Source organism: Alloiococcus otitis ATCC 51267 (assembly GCF_000315445.1).
Classification (GTDB): Bacteria; Bacillota; Bacilli; order Lactobacillales; family Carnobacteriaceae_A; genus Alloiococcus; species Alloiococcus otitis.
In genome coordinates, this window is the sequence record NZ_JH992958.1 from 144,302 (window position 1) to 167,790 (window position 23,489).

The 23,489-nt window shown below is 44.8% G+C and carries 16 protein-coding genes and 2 pseudogenes; 5 read left to right on the forward strand and 13 right to left on the reverse strand.

What is annotated here, in order from left to right:
• Positions 1 to 207: 207 nt before the first annotated feature.
• The 3 genes from HMPREF9698_RS03305 to rsmG all read right to left on the reverse strand — a co-directional run bounded on the left by HMPREF9698_RS03305 (position 208) and on the right by rsmG (position 2,656).
• Positions 208 to 1,101, reverse strand: a complete 894-nt coding sequence (locus tag HMPREF9698_RS03305; protein ID WP_003777296.1) for a ParB/RepB/Spo0J family partition protein — start codon at positions 1,099 to 1,101, stop codon at positions 208 to 210.
• Positions 1,082 to 1,855 (reverse strand): ParA family protein, encoded by a 774-nt coding sequence (locus tag HMPREF9698_RS03310; RefSeq protein WP_003777298.1) that lies wholly within the window; start codon positions 1,853 to 1,855, stop codon positions 1,082 to 1,084. The genes HMPREF9698_RS03305 and HMPREF9698_RS03310 overlap by 20 nt, the downstream gene beginning before the upstream one ends.
• Before the next feature lie 84 nt (positions 1,856 to 1,939).
• Positions 1,940 to 2,656, reverse strand: a complete 717-nt coding sequence (rsmG, locus tag HMPREF9698_RS03315; RefSeq protein ID WP_003777301.1) for a 16S rRNA (guanine(527)-N(7))-methyltransferase RsmG — start codon at positions 2,654 to 2,656, stop codon at positions 1,940 to 1,942.
• A gap of 314 nt (positions 2,657 to 2,970) precedes the next feature.
• Here rsmG and HMPREF9698_RS03320 point away from each other — a divergent pair, with 314 nt between their 5' ends.
• Entirely contained in the window at positions 2,971 to 4,464 is a 1,494-nt protein-coding gene (locus tag HMPREF9698_RS03320; protein ID WP_003777304.1) for an amidase, read from the forward strand.
• Between the two features lie 116 nt (positions 4,465 to 4,580).
• Here the strand turns inward: HMPREF9698_RS03320 and HMPREF9698_RS03325 are convergent, their stop codons facing one another.
• Positions 4,581 to 4,805, reverse strand: a complete 225-nt coding sequence (locus tag HMPREF9698_RS03325) for a hypothetical protein (RefSeq protein WP_003777305.1) — start codon at positions 4,803 to 4,805, stop codon at positions 4,581 to 4,583.
• 113 nt (positions 4,806 to 4,918) lie between these two features.
• Here HMPREF9698_RS03325 and rpmF point away from each other — a divergent pair, with 113 nt between their 5' ends.
• The 3 genes and pseudogenes from rpmF to HMPREF9698_RS09035 all read left to right on the forward strand — a co-directional run.
• On the forward strand, positions 4,919 to 5,089 hold the full coding sequence (gene rpmF, locus HMPREF9698_RS03330; protein WP_003777306.1) for a 50S ribosomal protein L32: 171 nt from the start codon (positions 4,919 to 4,921) through the stop codon (positions 5,087 to 5,089).
• 772 nt (positions 5,090 to 5,861) lie between these two features.
• Positions 5,862 to 6,284, forward strand: a complete 423-nt coding sequence (locus HMPREF9698_RS09030; RefSeq protein ID WP_003777308.1) for a transposase family protein — start codon at positions 5,862 to 5,864, stop codon at positions 6,282 to 6,284.
• A 27-nt stretch (positions 6,285 to 6,311) separates the two neighbouring features.
• Positions 6,312 to 7,142, forward strand: a pseudogene (locus HMPREF9698_RS09035) (ISL3 family transposase); the annotation flags it as partial.
• 195 nt (positions 7,143 to 7,337) lie between these two features.
• On the opposite strand, the gene HMPREF9698_RS03340 reads toward HMPREF9698_RS09035, so the two are convergent.
• The 9 genes from HMPREF9698_RS03340 to HMPREF9698_RS03380 form a co-directional block, all read right to left on the reverse strand.
• Complete coding sequence (locus HMPREF9698_RS03340; protein WP_003777310.1) at positions 7,338 to 12,326, reverse strand: Rib/alpha-like domain-containing protein; 4,989 nt, start codon at positions 12,324 to 12,326, stop codon at positions 7,338 to 7,340.
• A 1,467-nt stretch (positions 12,327 to 13,793) separates the two neighbouring features.
• Positions 13,794 to 15,623, reverse strand: a complete 1,830-nt coding sequence (glpO, locus tag HMPREF9698_RS03345) for a type 1 glycerol-3-phosphate oxidase (RefSeq protein WP_003777312.1) — start codon at positions 15,621 to 15,623, stop codon at positions 13,794 to 13,796.
• Positions 15,624 to 15,796: 173 nt separating this feature from the next.
• A complete protein-coding gene (gene glpK, locus HMPREF9698_RS03350) occupies positions 15,797 to 17,305 on the reverse strand; it encodes a glycerol kinase GlpK (RefSeq protein ID WP_003777315.1) in 1,509 nt (502 codons plus the stop codon).
• 66 nt (positions 17,306 to 17,371) lie between these two features.
• On the reverse strand, positions 17,372 to 17,716 hold the full coding sequence (locus HMPREF9698_RS03355) for a Lin0368 family putative glycerol transporter subunit (protein ID WP_003777316.1): 345 nt from the start codon (positions 17,714 to 17,716) through the stop codon (positions 17,372 to 17,374).
• On the reverse strand, positions 17,716 to 18,102 hold the full coding sequence (locus HMPREF9698_RS03360; RefSeq protein WP_003777320.1) for a Lin0368 family putative glycerol transporter subunit: 387 nt from the start codon (positions 18,100 to 18,102) through the stop codon (positions 17,716 to 17,718). Before HMPREF9698_RS03360 ends, HMPREF9698_RS03355 begins: the two co-directional genes overlap by 1 nt.
• 353 nt (positions 18,103 to 18,455) lie before the next feature.
• Positions 18,456 to 19,109 carry a fructose-6-phosphate aldolase gene (gene fsa / locus HMPREF9698_RS03365; protein ID WP_003777321.1) on the reverse strand — a complete coding sequence of 218 codons (654 nt, stop codon included), beginning with the start codon at positions 19,107 to 19,109 and terminating at the stop codon, positions 18,456 to 18,458.
• A 345-nt stretch (positions 19,110 to 19,454) separates the two neighbouring features.
• The gene (gene pgeF / locus HMPREF9698_RS03370) at positions 19,455 to 20,186 is read right to left on the reverse strand and encodes a peptidoglycan editing factor PgeF (RefSeq protein WP_003777323.1); all 732 of its coding nucleotides are present in this window, start codon (positions 20,184 to 20,186) and stop codon (positions 19,455 to 19,457) included.
• Between the two features lie 494 nt (positions 20,187 to 20,680).
• Positions 20,681 to 21,067, reverse strand: coding sequence for a hypothetical protein (locus HMPREF9698_RS03375; protein WP_003777325.1), 387 nt, complete (start codon positions 21,065 to 21,067; stop codon positions 20,681 to 20,683).
• A 175-nt stretch (positions 21,068 to 21,242) separates the two neighbouring features.
• Positions 21,243 to 21,854 carry a nitroreductase family protein gene (locus HMPREF9698_RS03380; protein ID WP_003777326.1) on the reverse strand — a complete coding sequence of 204 codons (612 nt, stop codon included), beginning with the start codon at positions 21,852 to 21,854 and terminating at the stop codon, positions 21,243 to 21,245.
• A 417-nt stretch (positions 21,855 to 22,271) separates the two neighbouring features.
• Between HMPREF9698_RS03380 and HMPREF9698_RS09275 the strand changes: the two are divergent.
• A pseudogene (locus HMPREF9698_RS09275) lies at positions 22,272 to 23,441 on the forward strand (IS256 family transposase).
• The last annotated feature ends 48 nt before the right edge of the window (positions 23,442 to 23,489 follow it).

The window sequence follows — 23,489 nt, forward strand, 5'->3', positions numbered from 1 at the left end:
CCAACCAGCCCTAAGCTTTGGGCAGATTCTACAATTGGTCTGCGATTGTAGAATTTCAGCTTCAAGATTCTACAATTAGCCCAGGATTGTCGAATTTCTAGCCAGGCCAGTCAAGTTCAATCCGATCCGGTCCAATCCGGTCCAGTCAAATCCAACCTAATCCTAACCCAGGCTCAAGCAAATTGCCAACTTCATCCAAGGCCAGACTTAGGGTTCTTCTTCCAAGCCCAGTTGCTTATAAAGAATGTCATTCAGGTCGTCTAGGGACTGGTATTCAATCTGGATTTTCCCCTTGTTTTCCTTACCGATAATAGTAACCTTGGTATCCATTTGCGAGGTTAGGCGTCGTTCGATATCGGTGATAAAAATTGACTTCTTAGGCTTGGTAGCTGGCTTGGCTTTTTTCTTGCCTTCTTGGTTAAAGTCAGCAACTTCCTGCTCCAGTTGACGGACAGTTAGCTTGTCCTTCACTGCCTTTTTAGCCAAGCGGTTAATGGCTCCGGGGTCCTTCAAGCCCAAAAGAGTCCGGGCTTGTCCCATAGACAGGCTACCGTCTTGGAGGAGGTCCTTAGTAGCTTGAGGCAGGCTGCGGAGGCGAAGGTGGTTAGCAATGTATGACCGGCTCTTGCCGAGTTCTTGGGCCACCTTTTCTTGGGTGAGGGAGAGTTTTTCCATCATCATGTGGTAGGCATCGGCCTCTTCCAAAGCGGTCAAATCTTCCCGCTGCAAGTTTTCCAAGATGGCTACCTGCATCATGACCTTTTCGTCAAAGTCCCGGACAATGCCAGGGATGGTCTCTAGTCCTGCAATTTTAGAAGCTCGGAACCGTCTTTCTCCCGCTACAATTTCATAACCCTTGACCTGGGACTTTCTGACAATGATGGGCTGCAAGACCCCATTTTGCTTAATGGACTTGGCTAATTCTTCTAAAGCGTTTTGGTTAAAGTCGTGGCGAGGTTGGTAGGGGTTGGGCCGCAAGTCAGCTACGGTTAAGTCAACCACCCGCTCTTGGCTAGTGTTAATGTTCTCTTCTAAATTAGCAGCATCTGGGAAAAGGGCGTTGATCCCCTTGCCTAGACCTTTACGCTTGCGCTCGCTCATTTGCTTTCACTTCCTCTGCTAAAGCCAGGTAAACTTCTGCACCCTTAGACTTGAAATCATAGTCGATAATGGACAGGCCGTAACTGGGGGCTTCGGACAAGCGGACATTGCGGGGGATAATAGTTTCGTGAACTTTTTCGCGGAAATATTTCTTGACCTCTTCGACCACTTCAAAACCCAGGTTGGTTCGGGCATCGAGCATGGTCAAGAGGACTCCTTCAATCCTCAAGTTTTCGTTAAAGTGCTTTTGAACCAGTCTAACCGTATTCAAGAGCTGGCTCAAACCTTCTAGGGCATAGTATTCACACTGGACTGGGATCATAATGGAATCACTAGCTGTAAAGGCATTGATGGTCAAGTGACCCAAGGAAGGCGGGCAGTCAATGATGATGTAGTCAAAATCCGTCTTGAGTTCGTCAATCGCCCGCTTGAGCCGGGTTTCCCGGGCCATGATATTGGTTAACTCCACCTCGGCCCCGGCCAGTTGGATGGTGGCTGGAGCCACTGCCATGTCCTTGCGACTGGTGGGGATAATCACCTCATCCAAGGGTTTTTCATTGATGAGGACGTCGTAAATATCGGCATCCACGTCCCCTTTCTTGATGCCTAGACCACTGGTGGCATTTCCCTGGGCGTCCATGTCGACTAGTAAAACCTTGCTGCCTTGGTGGGCCAAAGAAGCGCCCAGGTTAACGGATGTGGTGGTCTTGCCCACACCGCCTTTTTGATTTGCTATTGCAATGACCTTTGCCATAATTTCACTCCGCTTTCCTGTCTTTCTCTTCTTTACGCAACATACACAACCGAGCCAAGCTCATGCCTGGTTTGAAAGCTCAGCTTACAAGGGTTTTTTGTTTGGGGTTCCGGGTTTTCGGGGGTACTTATTGGGACTTTCCTTCTTCTTGTCGATTAAAATCATGTGGCGGGTTCCGCCATCTTCCGGCAGGTCAAAGGCCGCATCCTCTCTGACCTTGCCACCCAAAGTAGCAATGGCTGCTTGGGCCTCTGCCAGCTCTTGGGAAGCCGAACTCGCCTTCATGGCAATAAAGGTCCCGCCTAACTTGTTGAGGGGGAGGCACAATTCCGCCAAAACATTCATCCGAGCCACTGCCCGGGCGGTAGTATAGTCAAAGGAAGCCCGGAAGTCCTTGTCCTGGCCAAAAGTCTCGGCCCGGTCATGGTAGAGGTCCACACCAGTCAAGCCCAATGCTTCCACCAAGACCTTCAAGAAGTCAATCCGTTTTCGCAAGGAGTCCACAATGGTCACCCTTAGATTGGGAAACAAAATTTTCAAGGGTAAGGAAGGGAAGCCAGCTCCAGACCCCACATCGCAGAGGCTAAAGTCGTTAGAGGCTAGGTCCACATACTTGGCCAGGCAGATGGAGTCGTAAAAATGCTTTAAGTAGACCTCTTCTGACTGGGTGATGGCAGTTAGGTTCACCTTTTCATTCCACTTTTGCAAGAGCTTTAAATACCGGTCAAATTGGTCTAACTGGTCCTGGTTAAGGTCAAAACCGTCTGCTTTTACCTGTTTTTGAAAAGCTTGAACGTCCATTTACCTGCTCCTTTAAGTCAAGTTATCTTTTTAAAAGTGCCAGGGACTGAAAACAAAATTGTCTTTATCAGCTGGCACTTGCTAGATTAGTGCACCCTATATTCTATCAAAAATCTACCAATAAATATAGTTAGAATTCGGTCTAGACCAGCTTTTAACCTGGTTTTTGCCTTGTAAGCCCTTAGATAAAAAAGACCTTGTGCAAGGCTTGTAAAAATCTTCCGGCAAAAATGGCGCCTGTTTTGCAAGCAGTCCCTCGAAAACTTTGCTAGACTAAAGGCGAAAAGCTGACCAAGCCAAACAAGGAGGAAACCATGCTATTTAGCCAAGATGCGACTTATTATGCCAACCAAGTGAAAAAGGGCCAAGTCACCCCGCTGGAATTGGTGGAAGCGGCCTTAGAAAATATCAGAGACCTCAACCCGACTTTAAATGCTGTCACCACTGTCATTGCTGAGAACGCCCTCCAAGAGGCCAGGGAAAAAACTGCCCTCCTAGACAAGCTGACCCCTGACCAAAGAGCTGACCTGCCGGCCTTTTACGGTGTTCCCACCCTACTCAAGGATCTGGGCCAGCTCTTGAAGGGACTCCGGTCGACCTCGGGAGCCAAAATCCTTCAAGACTTTGTGCCTGATGCCACCAACCACTACACCCAGGCCCTGGTCGATGCAGGTTTTATTATCGTCGGAACCAGCAATACCCCGGAATTCGGCTTCAAGGGCATATCAGACTCCAAGGCAAACGGACCCGTCCAGTCCCCCTTCCAAACCGGTTACAATCCAGGTGGGTCTAGCGGGGGCGCCGCCGCAGCACTCAAGTCCGGTATGGTCCCCATCGCCATGGCTAGTGACGGAGGTGGGTCGGTCCGGATTCCAGCTAGCTATACCGGTTTAATCGGCCTCAAACCCTCCCGCGGCCGGATTATTGTAGGCCCAGATGGCTACCGGGGCTGGCAGGGGGCAACAGTTAACTTTGGCCTAACCCGGTCTGTGCGTGACACCTGGGCCCTCTTGAAGGTCCTCCAAGCTGAACAATATGAAGCCCCTTTCATGGTTCCAAAAATTACCCAGGAAGAATTAACTGACTTGAAGCGCCCCCTTAAGATTGCCTATTCCCTCAAAGGAGTCATGGGTCAAGACCTGGGAGACCAGGCCCGGGCTGCTATCCTCCATGCCAAGAACCAGTTGGAAAAGTTGGGCCATAACTTGGTGGAAGATGACCCCGGCCTAGATATTGCCAAAAGCTTCAAGGGCTATTACATGATGAACACCATTGAAGCCGCCAATATGCTAGACGGGATCCAAGAAAGCTTGGGCCGTCCTATTCAATTTGAAGATGTGGAGCCTTTAACCTGGTTGATGAGCCAGGCTGGGAAAAATGTTAAGGCTACTGCCTTGAGCCGGGTTTTGGATGAATGGGACCAAACCAGTGTCTATTTAGAAAAATTTTTCCAAAAATACGATGCTATTGTCTTCCCTATCGCCAATGGTCCAGCTCCCAAGCAAGGACAGTTTGACCCGGACCAGGACTTAATTGACCGGATCAAGGACATTGACCGCCTAGACCCAGACCAACAGCAAGACCTGCTCTGGGAATACTTCACCCCCAGCCACAATTACATGGGCTTTAACTCCCATATTAACTTGGCAGGCCAACCCTCCATCGCCCTTCCCCTCTACCAAACAGACCAGGGCTGGCCTATCGGAGTCCAAATTTGGTCCCGGAAAGGTGCTGACTACCTCCTCCTCCAAATCGCTAAGCAGCTAGAAGAAGCGGGCCAACTGAAAACAGACATTCAAAAGGTATAGCAAAAACCCCCTAGGCTGAGCCTAGGGGGTTATAAGGAGGAATGATTTGTTTGGGCGTAAGAATGGGATATCTGGTCAAGTGACTGGGCTAGCTGGGTAAGCTTCCAGCCCAGCAATTAGTCATTTTCCATATCGTCTAGAATTTGCTTCTTGGCAATTTCTAGCATGCCCACACTCCGGATCTGGGAATCAGAAGTTTGGTAGGTCGAGATAATATCATTTTCGTCAATATTAACAATCACAATAGTCTTGCTTTTAACCAGTTCAGGATAGTAATAGTTTAAGAACTCAGCATTACTCATTCCTCGTTCTTTTTTCCGCTTGGCCTCAAAATAATCCATATAGTCATTTTCCTTTCTCCTGCTAAATTTTCAAAAAGACTTGTATTTTTCCTCTTTCTCCTATAAGATGTAAAACATAATGATTACGATTTATACAGAAAAGAGGTTACACCATGGCTGTTCCAAAAAGACGACGATCAAGTTCACGTAAAAACAAAGGCCGGACACACAAAAAATTGAAGACTCCCAACCTTTCTTTCGACCCTAATACTGGTGAGTACAGGGTTGGGCACCGGATATCCCCCGATGGTTACTATAATGGCCGCAAAGTCTTAGACAAATAGCGGCCGGACAAAGCAGGCAAGGCATTGGTCTTGTCTGCTTTTTGTTGTTGTGAGACTAAGTTGAAGGCTTTGAGTTAAAGTTTAAGTTGTAGATTGGAAGGTTTTAAAACGTAATAGTTACGATTTAAATTTTATACTGGACCACCGCCTCTGTCAAGCATCGTTATTGAAAGTTTTTTGGAAATTAAAGGCTTTATCCAAATTGAACATGGTAAAGGACTCACCAAGGTCACTTATAAATAGTCCCCAGTTTGATAATTTTTCGGCCTTAGCCTTGTGGCAGTTACACTGTCCTTTATAGATGTGGATAGCCTTTCAATAAGATTTCTTTTTAACCAGGCTGACATTGAACGCCTTCTACTTCAGTGCTTTTTTTGCCGGTAACCACCAATTGTCGCCTTCCATTCCATGACTCCTTGTATCTAGTGATTGTCGCATTTTAAGCTTGGTTGATGCGAAGTTTAAAAATTCTCTTATAACAGTTGTTGTTTGAGAAAAATATTGGGTGATTCTCGAATAACTTAAGTTGTTTGAGAATTTCAGCATATAATTCTCAAACTTGGGGTCAAGTTTGAGAATAACGACATTTATTAAAACACCAAGATCAAAAACGAATAATAAAAAAGGGTTCTACAACATTTGACGTTGGTGAGGGATTCACCAGCGTCATTTTTTTATTTGATGTTTTCGCCCTTTTTTCTTTTATGTATAGAAAAACAAGTGAATTCCCCTTACAATATAGTCACCACAACTTAAGAAAGGAGAAATTCACTTGCCTCATCAACATGATATTCGAAATTTAATTCAGATTCAAGATGAAAACATTTCTTTTCAGGAACCGATGACTGAAGGAAGGGAAGTCAAAGGACAAGCGGCCTTAATTCTTCATGCCTCTTTAACCTACACACCACACTGCTGTGCTAAATGTGGGGTTGTTAACCAAAACGATACGATCATCAAAAATGGCACGCAGGAATCCATGATCACCTTACCCTTTCACCCCTTCAAACCCTTTTATTTATGTCTCCGTAAGCAACGCTTTTATTGCCGCTCCTGTGGGAAAACATTTATGGCTTCGACCCATTTGGTTAACTTCAATTGCTTTATTGCCAATCCGCTGAAAGCTGGAGTAGCCTTTGAAGCAAGTCGGGCGGTTTCATATAAAGATATTGCCGAACGATTAAATATTTCTTAGTCGTCCGTCGCCCGTTTTGCCCGGCTAGCGGCGAAAGAAAGACGGAAGGGCCCCAAAAGCCTGCCTGCCCACCTGTCCTTTGATGAATTTAAATATAAGAAAGGGAAAATGGCCTTTGACTATATTGATGCCGCTACCGGCCAGATCTTAGGCATTGTTTCCGGTCGGACCCAATATAAAATCAACCAACACTTTATCAGCCAGTACAGTCTAAAGGACCGGCAACAGGTCCAAACGGTCACCATTGACATGAATGCCGGCTATGTTTCTTGTATTCGTGAACTCTTCCCCCAAGCTAAGATCATCATTGATCGCTTCCACTTAGTTCAATTGATCAATCGGTCGTTTAACCAAACTAGGATTCAATACATGAACCAACTCAAATCCAACTCTTCGGATCAAAAGAAATATAGGCGACTCAAAGCTTATTGGAAGCTCTTTTTAAAAAAAGAATCTGACTTATCCTATACGTCCGATCACTTTTACCGTCTCTTTGGTCAACGAACCGAAGCGGGTATTCTTCAGGAAATGTTAGACTATGATCCGTCCTTAAAACGGCATTACCGGCTTTATCAAGACTTGATAAAGGCCATCCAAGACCAAGACATGGCCAAGCTAGAAGATCGATTAGCCGTCAACCAAGAAGGATTATCCAGCTACATGAAACGCAGCCTTAAGACCATAGCAAAACACCTCCCCTTTATTGAAAACACCTTTCACTATCCGTATACCAACGGTAAAATTGAAGGTACCCATCATAAAATCAAAGTCTTAAACCGCATTGCTTATGGCTTCCGAAACCTTGGCAATTACCTCGACCGGATTTGCCTTTACTTTAGCTCCCAACCCATTCAATAAAAAAGGGGCAACTCTAAAAAGTTGCCCCAAAAAAGAACAGTGACTATATTATACCACCAACGTTAAAAAATGAAGAGCCTAAAAAAGAAGCTTAAAGAATGAAGGATAGTTAGCTAATCCTTTCGATTCTTTAAGCTCTTTTTAAAGAGGGCCAGTACTTAACAGCTATCTGAAAATAGATTAATATTATTTAATTTATTTTCGTCTAAACTTATCAGCTAGTTTAGCCATTGCACCAGTCAACAATGAACCCAGGCTAGTCATAGCAAGCATCCATGAATTTGTAGCAGTGTCTGGCAATTTACCTTCTTCATCTTCACTACTATCTTCTTTAGCCTTAAGGTCTGTTTCACTTACTACTTGCGAATGATCCTCTTTGATACTTCTATTAACAGTTGGTTCAGATCTTGACTGGTTATCGGCAGTTTTGTTGTAAGAAGTGCTATCATCTGTAGCCTCTTTATTACCATTGCCTTGATCGTCTTCAAGCCCTTCATCAATTGAGTCAAAACTTGAATCTTGGTCATAATCATCTGACGATTGTGGTTCTTCAATCTCAACAATAATTTCAACTGTATCTTGACTGCCATCTGGGTAGTCAATGGTAACCGGGACGTCGTATTTACCGGACTCGCTGCCGTCTGGCAGGTCACTTGGGTCATAATTGATATCAGGTTGACTACCGTCAGATTGGCCCGGAATCGTGATAGCTCCTTGAATATCTTCATCACTCGGGTTTTGGCCGTAGTCTTTTTCGACCGGTTGAACATGTGGGTCATAAAGACTGGCTTGGTCTCGTTGGACAACAATGACGAAGCTGTCGGTCATTTGGGCCCCATTGCCACTGACCACGGGAACAGTGACGTCAAATTCACGTTCGGTTTCCCCAGTTTCCCAATCGGTAATGATTGGAGTCCCGACCAATGTTACTTGTCCGTCGGAATCTTTTTGACTGTCGAGTCCGTCAGGATAGCCCGCTGGATCACCGATAATCGAGTCATCCTCTTCTGGAGTGATCTCAATTGGTCGGATCGCTTGTCCATTGATGACGGTCACTGCTTCAATTGGCTCAATGCCGGTGATCGGTTCAATTGGGGTCATCTCAACAGCGTTGACGGTAAAGCTAGCTCCAACGACTTCGGTGGACCCGTCCGCATAGTTAACAAGGACAGGGACAAGGACTTGATCGCCCACCTGTCGGTCGCCTGTATAGCTGTCACTGAGGGACACTCGGCCGGTGTCTTGGGCCACGCGAATGCCGTTTGGCATGGATTTGCCGAGGACATAAGAAGCGACGACCGGATCGGTCACAGCTTGCCAGTCACCTGCTTCATCTTGAGCCCAGAGACTTGGCCAGCTAGAAGCAGCTTGACCCACCGTCACATCGGTGTCCGGATAAGTGACGGTTACTTGTTCGCTAAGACTTGGGTTAATCACAACCGGCACGGTCACTTGGGCTTGACTGCCATCTGGGTAGTCAATGGTAACCGGGACGTCGTATTTACCGGACTCGCTGCCGTCTGGCAGGTCACTTGGGTCATAGTTAATATTCGGTTGACTACCATCTTCTGGGTAACCTGGAATAGTGATAGCACCAGTTATATCGTCTTCATCTGGCCCTTGTCCGTATGGTTTATCAACCTCGTCAACCTCTGGATCAAATAAATCAGATATCAATCGTTTAATTGTAATATTGAAGACTTCTGAACCTGTATTATCAGATGAATCAGTCGCAAGTAATATGATTTCGTAGTTACGCAATGGCTCATGACTACCCCAATCACTAACAATAGGTGTACCACTAATTAGACCAAGATTTTCATTGTAATCAACTCCGTCTGGTAGGCCCAGAACTTTTACGGTAGAACTTGGGTCATCTACTTCCGGACGAATTGGAATAATAGGGTCTCCTTCTTTAATGATTTGATCATCTATATTGCCAATGGTTGGAGCAGTAGTATCGACAACATTTACCGGTACTATCACTGCTTGACTCGATTTATCAGGGTAAGAGATTGTGACATCAACTGGATAGTAGCCTAGCTGAGTGCCATCTGGCAGGTCTTGCCCTCTATCAAGAGTTATAGATGGGCTTTGACTTGGGAAGTTGGGATGGAAGGCATATCCCGGAACGCTCACCTGATCTAAAATATCATCCGGCGCAATTGGCTCTCCTAATTCTGATAGGAGAGGTTTAACTTCCGGTTTAAACCGGTTAGCTTCAGGTATTGTTTTTTCCTCAACAGTAACCGAAGCATAAATCGTCTCTTTGGACCCATCCGGATAATTGACCTGGACAGGAATATAATAGTCGCCAGTTTTAACCAGGATACTAGGATAAACTCTTATAGAGCCATCGCTATTAACAGTAGACCAAGGCACTTGGTCTTCATCGTCAGGATGGGAGTATACTATATCCTCTGGCAATGGTGTCCAGTATCGGTTGAATGGAGAAGCAATTATTTTTTCTTCCCCGCGTTCTACTGAAGTTTCTGGATAAAAAGGTGCATTGTCAGCAGCATCGTTAACTGGCTCTTCATCCTTGTATTGAACGATAAAGGAATCGGTAGATATAACACTATCATCTCCACCGTAACCGGTAACCAGTTTAACCTGTATGATTTCACCAGACTTAATATTCATATCTTTAGCTTCTTCAGCTGTTTCCGGTACCAGCCAAATATCATCAACACTAACATTTATTGGGGTTAAAGGAGTTTCTTTTAAGATATCGCCTCCTTCATTTGTCCAACGAATTCGCGGATTCAGCTCTTTAGGAGGGAGGCGGTCCCCAGTGACATCTACAGTAACAGTATCCCCCAATTTAGCCGGCGAGTTATCAGTGTCATGGGAAGTGACTCGTAACTTCAAGTCAACTGTTGGAATTACGGCAAAGTTAATATTATGTTTACTATTGTAAGCCGCATTACTAGCCATGGGTTGAGGTCGCCAAGACATATTGGCTAGTGGAGATCGGAAGACTGGAATAGTGTAAGCTGAATAGGTTGCCATTGGTTCAAAATCAGGGTTCAAAACAAAGAAGTAGACGTAATTCATGGCACCTATAAGTCCATTTTGTATCCCTTCACCCTGGTTAAAGCGGATAGTGTAACGCCCTTGTAAATCTGTTTTAGCGATACGGGTACCGCCAATATAATCTGGTCGTGCTGTCAATAAGACTTTTGTCGCATCAGCCTGCTGAGAAATAGGTCGGCTTCTAACAAGACTATCGTATGCTTGGCGACCTTCTGGCGTTAACCAGGAAACACCAACATAGTAACCATCCGCCTTAGGATCTCTCGTGTTATTATTAGGCCCTGTAGCTGAGTTAGCCCAATCACCTGCCCCAGTTTCAAGCCAGACATGGCCAGATAAGGCTACTTCGTCATAAAGGTCAACATTATCGGTACCATCATGGAAGATTGTTAAACCCGCCGGAGCTGTCATCGGACCAATGGGGTCAACTGTCCATTCACTAACTGGAACCGTCATATAGGAAGACCCATCTTTGTTTTCCTCTGGCAATTCACTCATGAAGACAGCTACCTTTTGCATATTTGTGCCAATTAGAGGGAATTGACCCATGTTGATACCAGTAACTGAATTAGCATAAACCCGAGGAAGATAACCGCTTGCTTGACGTAGCATAACCAATCTATTGCCGTTATCATTGATGGTGATTGGAACGTAAAGAGTATAATATTGGCCGGCACGTGCCCTATACTGACGAAGGTCACCGTTAGCATCTACCCAACCTTGTCTTAAGTCAAAGGCGAAATCGCCTCCACGTCGACCATCACCATTAACATCAATCACTGATTGAGTTTCGGTAACGTATAGCGGGGAGACTGCACCGTCTCTATCAAACCAGCGCAGGTAGACCTTGGTCCCATCTGGAGCAGGTGTTAAGCCATTGGCAAAAGTCGATGGTTGGCCTTGGTCGACTATATGGACAGACCCAGAAAGAGTGTACTTAGCATTAGTAGCATCTACCATGTTAGAAATATAAGCATTAGGGTCACCAACAGGAACTTCATCTAGACCATTTCGGTGGGTCGTCAAAGCATTCGCTGGAATGATTTTACCTAATTCGTCAGATTCAATTGATTTATAGTCCCTAATAACCTGGTTTTGGATAAATTGTTTAATTAAGACTGTATTGGTTAGTGAGCGTAACTGATCTTCGTTAATATCAAATCCAAGCTGGTCTAGTCCACTATAAAAGTCCAGTATATTCTCCATGTCATCTTCTGTTAACTGGCTTAAATCAAATTGGCTTAAGTCGTCACTTTTCTTGACTTTATCGTCTATACCTAAGTTTTTGAGGGGGGAACGAACCTCTTCATTTTCCACTCCAGCTTTGATAGATGACCAAAGAGAGTCAGTCAAATCATCTGATTCAGACTCAGCCTGTTGATCTAAAGCTGCCTTCAAATCTTCTAATTCTTTTGCAGATCGGTCAAAGTCCTTTTGATCTGTATCTTCGGCCTCTCTTTCATTAGCAATTATTTTGTCTTCATGGTCCGCTAATGATTTGCCTGAATCTTGATCTGACTCATCTTCTTGTTTATCTTCTAAAGAAACCGAATCAGTATCATTTCTTTTGAAGAAGAAGAAACTTTCCTCAAAACTTTCTTCTTCGTCTATTTCTTTTTCATTCACTTCATCCGAATAATCTTCTTCGGACTCTTCCGTAATTTGACTCGGGTAAGAGTCAGGTTGACCTTCAACCGGGTCAGTCTCATCTTCCTCATCGTCTGCTAAGTAATTTTTCTCTGTCAGATGGCTACCTAGGTAGTCCTCATCAGATTCTCTGCCCAATAAGGACTCTTTTTCAGCAGTAGGATCCGCAACTTTGCTATTCTTGGGTAAGTTAGACTCTTCACCATCTTCGCTCTCTGGTAATTTCTCAGTCAGCGAGTCTGGATCATGCTCTTCCTCCGGTGCTTGACCACTATCAAGTGTGTCATCGCCATACAAATCAGCTAAACTATACTGTGCCTCAAGTAAGTTTAGGCTAGTATTGTCAGCTTCTTGGGCGCTAACACTGCTGCCACCCAAAAAAGCTAAACCGGCTCCAATAGCAACCGATGTGACACCGATCGTTAATTTTTTAATTGTATACCGATAATAGCGGTGTGCTTGCTTCTCCGACTTTACCTTCTTGTTATTCTTTCCTAGCAAAACATGACCTCCTAAAGCATGTGTAAAATGTAACAATCAATCATATGACCACATATTACAAAGGATAATGATAAAAAGCAACCGGTATTTATTTCGATTGCTAATTATATATTAGTTATTTTAATTCCATTTTTGGTAATATAGGCTTTTGTACAATATTAATATTGAAAATTTAAAACTAAATTCATTTTTTGTTTAAAACTATTATAAATATTATTTATTATATAATTAATTATTATTATTAGCTTGATTAATCTAGCTTTGACTTGTAAACAGCCTAACTTACAATGACATTCATAGGTAAGGATATAGTTCCCTGGTACGAAAACTTTCTCAAGTTTTTAGAGTGTGATAATGCTTGCTATAACAGTATTCGTAATGGTTTTTATTCCAATAAAGTGTCAAAGATTAGGTCTTGGCAAAAATAGTAAATGTCATCAGGCCAAGTGCAAACCAGACTCAGACAGAACCCATTTTTGCCTTTTTGTTGACCCAAAGAAGATTTTATTTCTGTAGTTAATCCCTAAAAGCTTGTAACAGCCTGCATTTTTCCTGAAAATTTCTCATCTCATTCCTTAAGAAAAAAGCTTGCTCACTTTCCTCTCCCACATTCTTGCAAGATGGCCATGCTAATTTAAAATTAATTATTGATTTTTTCCCGCAATTCACTATATAATAAAAGACAGGAGTTATAGCTCCTTGTGCGCGTATAGGTGAGGGGTTCAGGCTTGTTTTATCATGAACAGCCCCAACCCATCTAGCAGCCATAACTGACGATAACTAGGATAATTTTAACTAGTCACTCGTCAAATCAACCGGGGCCACCAACCCCTACAATTCCTTTTCTTTTTTGTTTCTAAGTGACTGGTTTACAGTCATATTCTTTCTTTCTTTTTAACTTTATGGCTTTACCAACGTGCGCAAAAATACCCCTCCCGCTTAGCGGTGGGGTATTTTTAATTGGTCTGGGGGATAAATGCCTTTCGCGGTCGAATAAACCATGCTCGGTGTCTTAACCTACTAGCCAGGAGCACCCCCGCGTGTGCGGGAAAGACACTCTGACCGGGTCGCTGTCAACTATGATGGGAGGATCACCCCCGCCTATGCGGGAAAGACGTAAAAGATCCCCTTTGCTAAGCCAAAGTTATTTGATCTAATCCCAGAATTTATTCACTTTGCTGGTCAGTTTAAAAGCGTAAAGTCCCTTAATCCTACAGAAAGAATAAAAGGCCATTTTACCCCTTTAGTATAATCTAAAGTCTAAGAATAGTACAAGTCTAAGCCATCTTTAAATTTATAATGAATGGCCTCAGTGGATTTGTTACCAAGCACAAGAAAACAAACCAACAAGGCTACTGATATGAAAGTTTCAGTAAGCTTTTTCCACTTCCATCCCTTACCCCACTCCAAACCAAAACCCCCAGCCACTCTCAAGTGATAACTGGGGGTTGCTTGCTTCAATTGATTTTATTTTTTCAGGTACTTCAAGTCGTTTTTGTCTAGGGTTTCTGCTAGGTCTTTTTGGTAGTGGTCCTTTTCTTCTTCACTCCAGCCCAGGTAGTCAGCCATGATGTCCAAGACGGGTTCTACCATCTTGTCTACTTGGTCCCGCTTGAAGAGCATGAGGTTGGTTCGTCTTAAGAAGAAGTCGACTGGGGTCAAGATGGCTTCGTGGGCTAAGGCATAGTAGAGGGAGTAGAGGTAGCGGCTTTCTAAGCGGTCGTCTTCCGAAAAGTCCCCTTTAGAGGAGTAGATTTTCTCTACATTGGACCCGTAAAGATTGGTGAGGTACTCTGCATCCTTTTGCTTAAAGCCTCGCTCGACCCCTTGCTGCACAAGAAGGTCCAGTTCATTTTGGACATTGTCTGGGTCAATTTGCCCGCCTGAAACAGGGTAGGTCTTGGAGTTAATCAAACGGAAAGGACGGTTGAAGTCGTCTCGCAGGATCTCGGCTACTTTTTTCAAGGCCCCTTCAGCCATCTTACGGTAGTCTGTAATTTTCCCACCGGCAATGGTGACCAGGCCATTTTCGTCCACATCTAGCTTGCTGCCCCGGGAAACTTCTGATGGGTCGAGGGATTGTTCCGACAAAGACCCTTCCAAGTTAGCCACGGTGTCTTCCACGTCTTCCCGGCTAGCCTGGTCTTCCAGGTATTCTTTGACCACCTGGATCAAGCGGTCAAAACTTTCTTCCTCGATCTTACCACTGTCTCCCCCGTTGTAGTCGGAAGACGAGTTGCCCGCGATAAGAGGTCGGAGTCCAGCCCAGGAGGATTCCACGTCAGTTAGCTTGATATTGGCTTTAGGGAAGCGGCGGTTGACAACATCCAATAGGTAGTCCACGTCTTCCTGGCTAACGCTCGGCTGGGTTAAGTCGCCATGGTAATCGGTATCGGTGGTGCCGAAGTAGGTCTTGTTTTCGCGAGGGATGACAAAGACCATCCGGCCATCATTCAAGCCTGTGTCAAAATAAATGGGTTGAGGGACCTTGAGCAGGGAGTCATCAATGACCAAGTGGACCCCCTTGGTCGGCCGCATCTGGTGGACTTCCTCTTCCTTGTCAGCTGACAGGTTGCGGACTTGGTCACTCCAAGGACCAGACGCATTAACCACTGTCCGCGATTGAATGTCCAAGTTCTGTCCAGTGAGTTGGTCCCGAGCTTTGACACCTTTGACCCGTCCATTGTCGTCCAAAAGATAGTCAATGGCTTTGACACGGCTAACCACAATGGCTCCATCTTCATGGGCCTTCTTGATATTTTCAATCACTAGGCGGACATCCGAGTTGCTGTAGTCTAGGTAGTTCCCGCCTCCAACGAGATTCTCTTTGGACAATTCTGGTAAACGTTTAGCCACTTCATCCCGGGTCATTTCATAGTTAGCCTGGTCAGTATTGTTGACCCCAGCTAAGGAGTCATAAAGGTCCATGGCTACCTTCAAGCGGAAGCTGTCAAAAGTGGCCCCTTTTTCGTCAAAAACGGGGATTAACATGGGGGTAGCCTTGGGAATGTGGGGGGCAACTTGTTGGACAACCGCCCGTTCTGTGACGGTATCGGAAACCACTTCTACGTCAAAGTTTTTTAAGTAGCGGATTCCCCCGTGGACCAACTTGGTAGACCGGCTGGAGGTCCCTTCGGCAAAGTCCTGCATCTCAATCAGGGCTGTTTCCAGTCCTGATGCTGCCGCTTGCAAGGCTAGGCCTGCTCCAGTGATTCCCCCGCCAATGATCAAGAGGTCAAAGTGCTTGCTGGCAAGAGCTTCCAGGCTTTCCTGTCGATTTTTGATTGATAAGTTCATAAACCCACCTTTTCTATCGTATTCACATAACCATCTCATTCACTAGGGCTGGTACGGGGTCAAAAAGTAGTCCTGATTCTTAACCCGGCTCAGCTATTTTGCTAGCCATTTCACTAAGGTAGTCCGAGATTGTGTGGCCACTTTTTAACCAAGTCTTTTGCCCCTCTGTCTAGCTAGTCTTCTGGATCTATTTCAGCAAATTTTTCTGTCGCTGCAACTGCTTTTTTCCAACCCTTGTAGAGCTTTTCCTTCTTAGCATCGTTCATTTTAGGTTCAAAAGATTGGCCAACTTCTTGTAAATTCTGCAATTCTTCTAAGTCCTGCCAAAATCCTACAGCCAAACCTGCCAGGTAGGCTGCACCTAAGGCAGTTGTTTCCAGGTTTTTGGCCCGTTTAATTTCAACTCCTAAGATGTCAGCTTGGAACTGCATGAGGTAATTATTGAGGGCAGCTCCCCCATCTACCTTAAGGAAGGCAATGTCCACTTCGGAGTCCTTGTTCATGGTATCAATAACATCCCGGGTTTGGTAAGCCAAGGACTGGAGGGTAGCCTTGACAAAGTCCGCCTTGCTCGTTGCCCGGGTGAGGCCAAAGACGGAACCTCTGGCATTGGAATTCCAATAAGGTGCCCCCAGTCCGGTAAAGGCTGGGACAATATAGACCTCATCATTATTATTAGATTCCTTAGCCAAGTCCTCTGACTCAGCTGAGTCGTCAATCATGCCCAGACCATCTCGGATCCATTGAATAGCTGACCCAGCTACAAAGATCGATCCTTCTAGTGCATAGTTGATTTTACCGTCAATCCCATAGCCAATGGTGGTTAGGAGGTTGTTTTTGGAGTAGCTTAATTCCTGGCCGGTATTCATAATAATGAAAGCCCCGGTCCCATAGGTGTTTTTCACCTCACCAGGGTTAAAGGCCATCTGCCCAAAGAGGGCTGCTTGCTGGTCCCCGGCCATGCCGGAGATGGGAACTTCCTTGCCAAAGAAGTGGAAGGAGACTGTTTTCCCGTAAATTTCAGAGTTAGACCGGACTTCCGGTAGCATGACCTTTGGAATATTCAAGATATCCAAGATTTCCTGGTCCCACTCTAGGTCCTTAATGTTAAAGAGCATGGTACGGGCCGCATTGGTGTAGTCCGTCACATGGGCTGCTCCATTGGTCAACTTCCAGACCAACCAGGTATCTATGGTCCCAAATAAAAGCTCGCCCTTTTCTGCTCGTTCTTGACCATTTTCAATTTGGTCTAGGATCCACCGCACCTTGGTCGCTGAAAAGTAGGCATCGATAATGAGACCTGTTTTTTGATGAATCAACTCTTGGTAACCATCATTGATCAATTGGTTGGCAATGTGGGCCGTTTGCCGGGACTGCCAGACCACGGCATTGTAAACTGGCTTGCCGGTTTCCTTGTCCCAGATAACGGTGGTTTCTCGTTGGTTGGTGATTCCAATGCCGGCAATCTGCTTGGGCTGGATACCACTTTCGATAAAGGCTCCGGCGATAACAGACTGGACGGAATTCCAAATTTCATTGGCATTGTGCTCGACCCAACCGTCTTGTGGGAAGTATTGGGGAAATTCTTTTTGAGAACTCCCGACTGTTTCTGCTTTTTTATTATAAATAACTGCCCGGGAACTGGTCGTCCCCTGGTCAATGGTTAGGATGTATTCTTCCATGACACTTGTCCTTTCGCTTGTCTGACCTGGTCTTTGCTGAACTTAACCTTGCTTTATTTTAGCCGATTATAGGGCAAAGGATAAAACTAATCCGGCTAAAAGACCGCCTAGGATGGCTGCTAGAATTTTTGGCAAGGCCCCTGCAAATTTGTGGTCACTGGTCAAGAGGTCTGCGGTCAAGCAACCCACTCCAGCAGCAAGACCCATGTCCACCCAAGCACCGGTTTGGACAATAAGGCCACCTGAGGGAATGCCGTGGTTAACCAGCCACATCAGGCCAACGATAAAACCAGCTGCCAAGAGCCCACCAAGTGGACCGATGTCATCGACGAACCTACCCCATACCAAACGAATCATAAGGGGGAAAAGGGCAGCCCCTACCATGGTTGTAATAGCTGAAGTCAATGGCATTAGCCTTCACTTCCTTTCTCTGAGTCCTCATCTGCTTTCAAATCATTTTCGATGGCTGCGGCAATAATCCCACCAATAATCGCACCGATAATCACAAATAATAAGGTGGGTAAAGTCTCAGCTAAGAGGCCAAAGTCCGCCCCGTTCATAAAAAAGTCGCGGAAAAGACCGGACATGCCGATCCCAAGCCCCATATCAATATAACCAGCCCCGGGTGCTTCGTAGATAAGGCCAATGTAATGGTTCAAGTACCACATAGGGAAGATAATTATCAAGGCAGCTAGAAAGCCACCGAAAACCCCATAAGGGATAAAAAAGGCATCCCAGATACTCATGACCATCAAACCGGCCAAGAAGAAACCCAGTGTCGAACGTAAAAACTTCATGGAAAGCATCCTCTCTTTGTTTCGTTACAATATTATTTTATAAAAGGATGAATTCGTTTTCAACACTGACCTCACAACTTCCTTTATATGAAATTATAATAAGAATATCAAAGTATTTAAGGAAAACGGACCAGGCTTGCCAGAGGGGTGTCTGGCCAGACTTTACTGCCCTGCTTTTGACTGAAAACCAGTTTGTTTAAAAAGTTGAAGGCCTTTTGACCCTAGTGAATGCCCGGAAATAGAAGATAAAAAACCGGACCAGGCACAAGGTCTGACCCGGTTCAGTTTGATTGAATAGTGGATTAATTTCTTTTGCAAACACTTAGTAGTCTCAGCTAATAAGCACAAAGTTCTTATTTTTGGCTGTCTTCAAATTTTTTCCAGTCGTCTAAGAAGGATTGGATGCCAGAGTCGGTCAAGGGGTGGGACCAGAGTTTAGGGAAGATAGAGCCAGGAATAGTGGCTATATCAGCACCGGCTAAGGCTGACCCTTCCAAGTGAGGCAGGTGGCGGATGCTGGCTGCGATAATTTCTGTGTCGTAGTCATAATTGTCAAAAACAGTTTTCAAGTCAGCCACCAAGCCCAGGCCATCTGACCCAATGTCGTCTAGCCTACCTAGGAAGGGGCTCACATAAGTAGCACCTGCTTTTGCAGCCATCAAGCCTTGAGAAACCGTAAAGATCAAGGTCACATTGGTCTTGATCCCTTCTTGGGACAGGGTGTTGACGGCTTTCAATCCTTCTTCGGTCATGGGAATTTTTACAACCACATTGTCGGCCCATTGTGCGAGTTGGCGGGCTTCCGTCACCATTTCATCATAGGTCAAGCCAACCACTTCAGCCGAAACCGGGCCATCGACCACGCTACAGATTTCCTTGATCACTTCTTCAAAGGGACGGCCTTCTTTGGAAATCAGACTGGGGTTAGTGGTGACACCATCCACAAGTCCTAAGTCGTTGACACGCTTAATTTCTTCAACATTTGCGGTATCTAGGAAAAATTTCATCTTTTACCTCCTGTAAACTGACATGCTTTCCTTTATCCTATGTAATCTGGGGAACTAAATCAAGTTTGATCCCTTGTTGTGGCTTTTTGCTATGGCTTTGACTTCTTTAAATGGATGGGGCCTGGTGGGCAAGTTAAACCTGCCTTGTCCGGGGCTAGTCGGGTGAGGATGCCAGCTTGGCGAATCCGAACCCTAGCTTGTCTCGGAGCTAAACTTAGACGGTCTAGGTTGTCGACTAAGCTTGCCTCGTTTGGGGGAACTAAACCTAGACGAGCTAGGTTGTCGACTAAACTTGCCTCGTTTGGAAAGCTGTTTTAACACGGACACTTCCCGCTAATCATCCAGCTAGGCATGGGGTGTGATCATAGCAATCATGGCATTAAGTTGATAGTCCGGACCCATTTGACGGGCTGAGTGAAGGCGGTCATCGCTATATGTCGATACTTGGCAGACTTCAATATTCTCTTCTTTCAGTCCCGCTTGAAGGAGCAAGGTATGGTTGGCTTGGGTCATACTCAGTAAATATTTATCTCCTTGACCCTTAAAGAAACAGTCCCTGGCTGGGTTTTCTGAAAAGGCATCATACACTTCCGGCCCAACTTCATAATGGTCCTGGTCAATGGAAGGTCCGACAAAAGCCAAGATATCATCCGGCCGACTCCCGTATTGATCGACCATCAGCTGGAGGGCATTGTGAGAAATTTGCTTGGCTGTCCCCCGCCAACCAGAATGAACCAAGGCTTGGGCACGGTTAACCGGGTCATAAAGGAGGACTGGGGTGCAGTCAGCAAACTTAACCAGCAAGGCGACATTACTATAGTCGGTCACCAAACCATCCGCTTGGTCAAAGTGGCGGCCAATAATAAAAGGTTCACCAGATACAAGGTCAGCCAGCCGAACTTGGTCAGTGTGGTCTTGTTTTAGGGTATATACCTCCCTAGGTTTGACCCCCATTTCATCCAGGGCCCGGTTGACTTCCTCAATAAGCTGGTCACCAATTTTAGCCTGGCGGAAATTATAGCCCTGGCCAAAAATTTGATGGGCCAGGCCAAGATCTCTTAAACGTTTGGAAAACATTGTCTCACTCTCTTCCCTCACTCGGTCATTTAGCCTAGTATACCATGAATAGATCTTTGGTCGGTATCAAAATAGACTCGTCAGTTTTGACTCTATGATTTAATAAAATTTGTTATTCTCAAACTTGGGCCTAAGTTTGAGAATTATTTGCTGGTTTTCTCAAACAACTATTGTTATTTGAGAATTTTTTGGTTTTTTTCTCAAACAACTTAAGTTATTCGAGAATTCACTACCATCTTTCTCAAACAACAACTGTTATACGAGAACTTTAAAAGTCCGGCAGTCAAGTCCAAAATCCTACCGTCTCTTGCCAATTAAAACGCTAGAAAGAAAACACCTGGTTAACAGCAAAAGCCGGGTCATCGTTTGCAAAAACAAGGCCACACCACAGCCTAACTACTTAAAATGGCGCTAGCAACCCCCCTCAGGCTAAATGGTATACAAGCAAAAAACCACCGCTAGATGGGCGGTGGTTTGGGGTTTTTGAACAAGCTTTAGTAAAAGATTAGGTCAAAAACGAAGTAGCCAAAATATAAGAATATAAGCAAGAGCAAGATATAGGTAAAAAGCATAAGGTTACGCCATTTCACCTGCAAGTCTCGGTCTGGGTTGGTCAAGTAGCGAAAGACCCGGTAGATTAAAACTCCGAAGAAAGGGGCGAAGATACTAGCATACATAGTTAAGGGTAAGATGGTCGAGAAACTTTCGGGCCAAGTAAAGAACCAAGTCCAGGCCTGGGTTAAAAGGAGCAAGGCAAAAATGACAATGCTATACCACTTGAATTGCGGGCGGTAGATTAGGGGGGTGAGCCGGGTCATGACACCATAGTGGATGGCAAAGAGGACGAGGCCAATTATTATTTGCAAGATCCAAACTGCCATACTAGTCGCTCCCCCATAATCAATCATTTTTCTAACCATAAATATACCAATTATTAAAGCTGGATTCAACTATTTTACGGTCTAAGCAAATAGCTGGGTTAGAACTAAGTGACCAGTTTGTTTTATTCTAAAAAAGCAAACCAGGCTAGAACCTGGTTTGCTCCTTCTGGATTCTTTAGTTGGAAACTTCAGTTCGAACTTGAACTTCTGTATGGGTGTCAATGTGGTCTTTTTCTTGGGCAGGCTCATTAATAGAACCAAATGGAAGCTCAGCAACTAGTTCGTAAGTATCTGGTAGGTCAAACAATTTTCTGGTTTCGGCATCAAATCCTTGTTCATAGCCTAGGTTAAAGTGCTGCAAGCTAGCACCTAGGTTCAATTCTTTCAACCGCAACCAAATTGCATAGTGGACCATGGCTGAGTTCTGGTCTTTGTAAACATTGGTCCGGTCTTCATTCGATGGCATTTGGTCTAGAGCTTCGTGGTCTTCAAACACGAGAGCTGTGCCTAAAGCTTCGTCTCTAGCATTTTCAATGGCGCCTAACAAGAAGTCTTTAGATTGCTCCGGCAAAAGATCTTTTTGCGTTTGGTAAATGTGGTCCCAGAATTTTGTCTTGGCTTCATCGAAGAGGACGACAACCCGGCTAGTCTGGCTATTAAAGGCAGACGGGGTATTGTGGACGGCATGGCGGATGCCTGTGACGATCTCTTCTTGGGACAGGTCAGTTTCCTTCCCTAAGTTGTAAACTGACCGTCGACTTTCTAGCAATTCGCTAAATTCGGTCAAGATAACCACTCCTTTTTTATTCACTTACTATTTAGAAGTATATCGAAAACGAAATAAATTGCAAGTAAAAAAGTTTGGCCTATCAAAAGGTCTGTTCATTTGGCTGGTAAAAACTAAGATTTCATTTTTGCATTTTAAATGAACCCTTTCCAGAAATCGGGCTGGCCTCCACATTTGTGATTATTATCTTAAACTGATCGAGTTTAAGAATTCTACCTTTAAACTGCAATTGTAGAATCTCTAACCCAAAATTCTACATTCACACAAAAATTATAGAATTTCCGCTCCATAATTCTACAATCCATTCTCAATTGGATAAAGTCCATATAATTGTGTAAAAAGAAAAAGTCATAATGACCTTTTTGAGCTACAATGTAGTTATAAGAAACCAAAAAACACATTGAAAGGAAGATCATTATGACTCAACTCAATCTTACACTAGACGCCAATAAATTAACAGACGCAATTTTAAATTGTGATCTGGATCAAGTGATGAAATCCACCTTAGTGACGGTCTTAAACGCTTATATGGAGTCCGAGCGCGACCAATATATGAAAAGCAAGCGGTACGAGCGAGATGAAAATCGCTGTGATTACCGCAATGGGTATTACGAGCGAGATTTCACCACGAAAATCGGCACCCTCAAGCTCAACGTGCCCAGAACGCGATCAGGCGACTTCCATACCCAATTATTTGAACTCAATCCAAGCGGATGGATCAAGGCCTACTGGCTACCATCTTTGAGATGTACGTCAATGGCATCTCCACCCGCAAAATGACGAAAGTCGTGGAATCCCTTTGTGGTCAAAAGGTCTCCAAATCGTTTGTCTCCGATGTCAATAAACACCTGGACAAGGATGTCTTTAACTTTCAAAAGCGGTCCCTCACCCATACTAATTTCCGGTATATCTATGTCGATGCCATGTATATAAAGGTCCGAGAGGATAACCGGGTGGTGTCCAAAGCTCTTTACATCGCCCAAGGAGTCAATGATGAGAATAGGCGAGAAATCATCGGGTTTAAAGTGGCTGGGCAAGAGTCAACGGAAAGTTGGCGGTCGTTCTTTCTTGATTTAAAAGCCAGAGGCATTGATACGCCGAAAATGGTGATTTCAGATGCCCATGCAGGCTTACGGAAAGCTATTCAAGAATGTTTTGTCAACACCACTTGGCAACGCTGTACCTTTCACTTATTAAGCAATATCACCGATGCCTTGCCGAAAACCACGGACCGAGTCATCCGAGATCGTTTCCAAGCGGTTTTATTTTCCAGAACCCAGCAGGAAGCTCGTGAACGGAAACAGGCTTTGGAGGCGGAGTTCGAAAACCAAGCGAAGCTGGCCAAAGCTTTGAGCCTATTAGATGAGGGCTTTGAAGATGCCATTCAGTATCAAATTGAGCCTTCTCCTTACCACATGTCTTTAAGAACAACCAAATTCTATCGAACGAGTCAATCGTGAAATTCGACGTCGAGAAAGAGTGGTGGGGATTTTCCCCAATATCAAATCCGCGGAACGGCTAGCCGGCTCGGTCTTATTAAACCTGCAGGAGAATTGGGAAGCTCAGAACTATCGATTTTTACGATAGGCTGAACTTTTTAAACCCCTTTTAAAACCTGCCTCCCTCTGGAAAAGG

Coding starts and splice junctions, on each gene's coding strand:
- HMPREF9698_RS03305 (WP_003777296.1), bottom strand. CDS start 1,101: ATGAGCGAGCGCAAGCGTAAAGGTCTAGGCAAGGGGATCAACGCCCTT.
- HMPREF9698_RS03310 (WP_003777298.1), bottom strand. CDS start 1,855: ATGGCAAAGGTCATTGCAATAGCAAATCAAAAAGGCGGTGTGGGCAAG.
- rsmG (WP_003777301.1), bottom strand. CDS start 2,656: ATGGACGTTCAAGCTTTTCAAAAACAGGTAAAAGCAGACGGTTTTGAC.
- HMPREF9698_RS03320 (WP_003777304.1), top strand. CDS start 2,971: ATGCTATTTAGCCAAGATGCGACTTATTATGCCAACCAAGTGAAAAAG.
- HMPREF9698_RS03325 (WP_003777305.1), bottom strand. CDS start 4,805: ATGGATTATTTTGAGGCCAAGCGGAAAAAAGAACGAGGAATGAGTAAT.
- rpmF (WP_003777306.1), top strand. CDS start 4,919: ATGGCTGTTCCAAAAAGACGACGATCAAGTTCACGTAAAAACAAAGGC.
- glpO (WP_003777312.1), bottom strand. CDS start 15,623: ATGAACTTATCAATCAAAAATCGACAGGAAAGCCTGGAAGCTCTTGCC.
- glpK (WP_003777315.1), bottom strand. CDS start 17,305: ATGGAAGAATACATCCTAACCATTGACCAGGGGACGACCAGTTCCCGG.
- HMPREF9698_RS03355 (WP_003777316.1), bottom strand. CDS start 17,716: ATGCCATTGACTTCAGCTATTACAACCATGGTAGGGGCTGCCCTTTTC.
- HMPREF9698_RS03360 (WP_003777320.1), bottom strand. CDS start 18,102: ATGAAGTTTTTACGTTCGACACTGGGTTTCTTCTTGGCCGGTTTGATG.
- fsa (WP_003777321.1), bottom strand. CDS start 19,109: ATGAAATTTTTCCTAGATACCGCAAATGTTGAAGAAATTAAGCGTGTC.
- pgeF (WP_003777323.1), bottom strand. CDS start 20,186: ATGTTTTCCAAACGTTTAAGAGATCTTGGCCTGGCCCATCAAATTTTT.
- HMPREF9698_RS03375 (WP_003777325.1), bottom strand. CDS start 21,067: ATGGCAGTTTGGATCTTGCAAATAATAATTGGCCTCGTCCTCTTTGCC.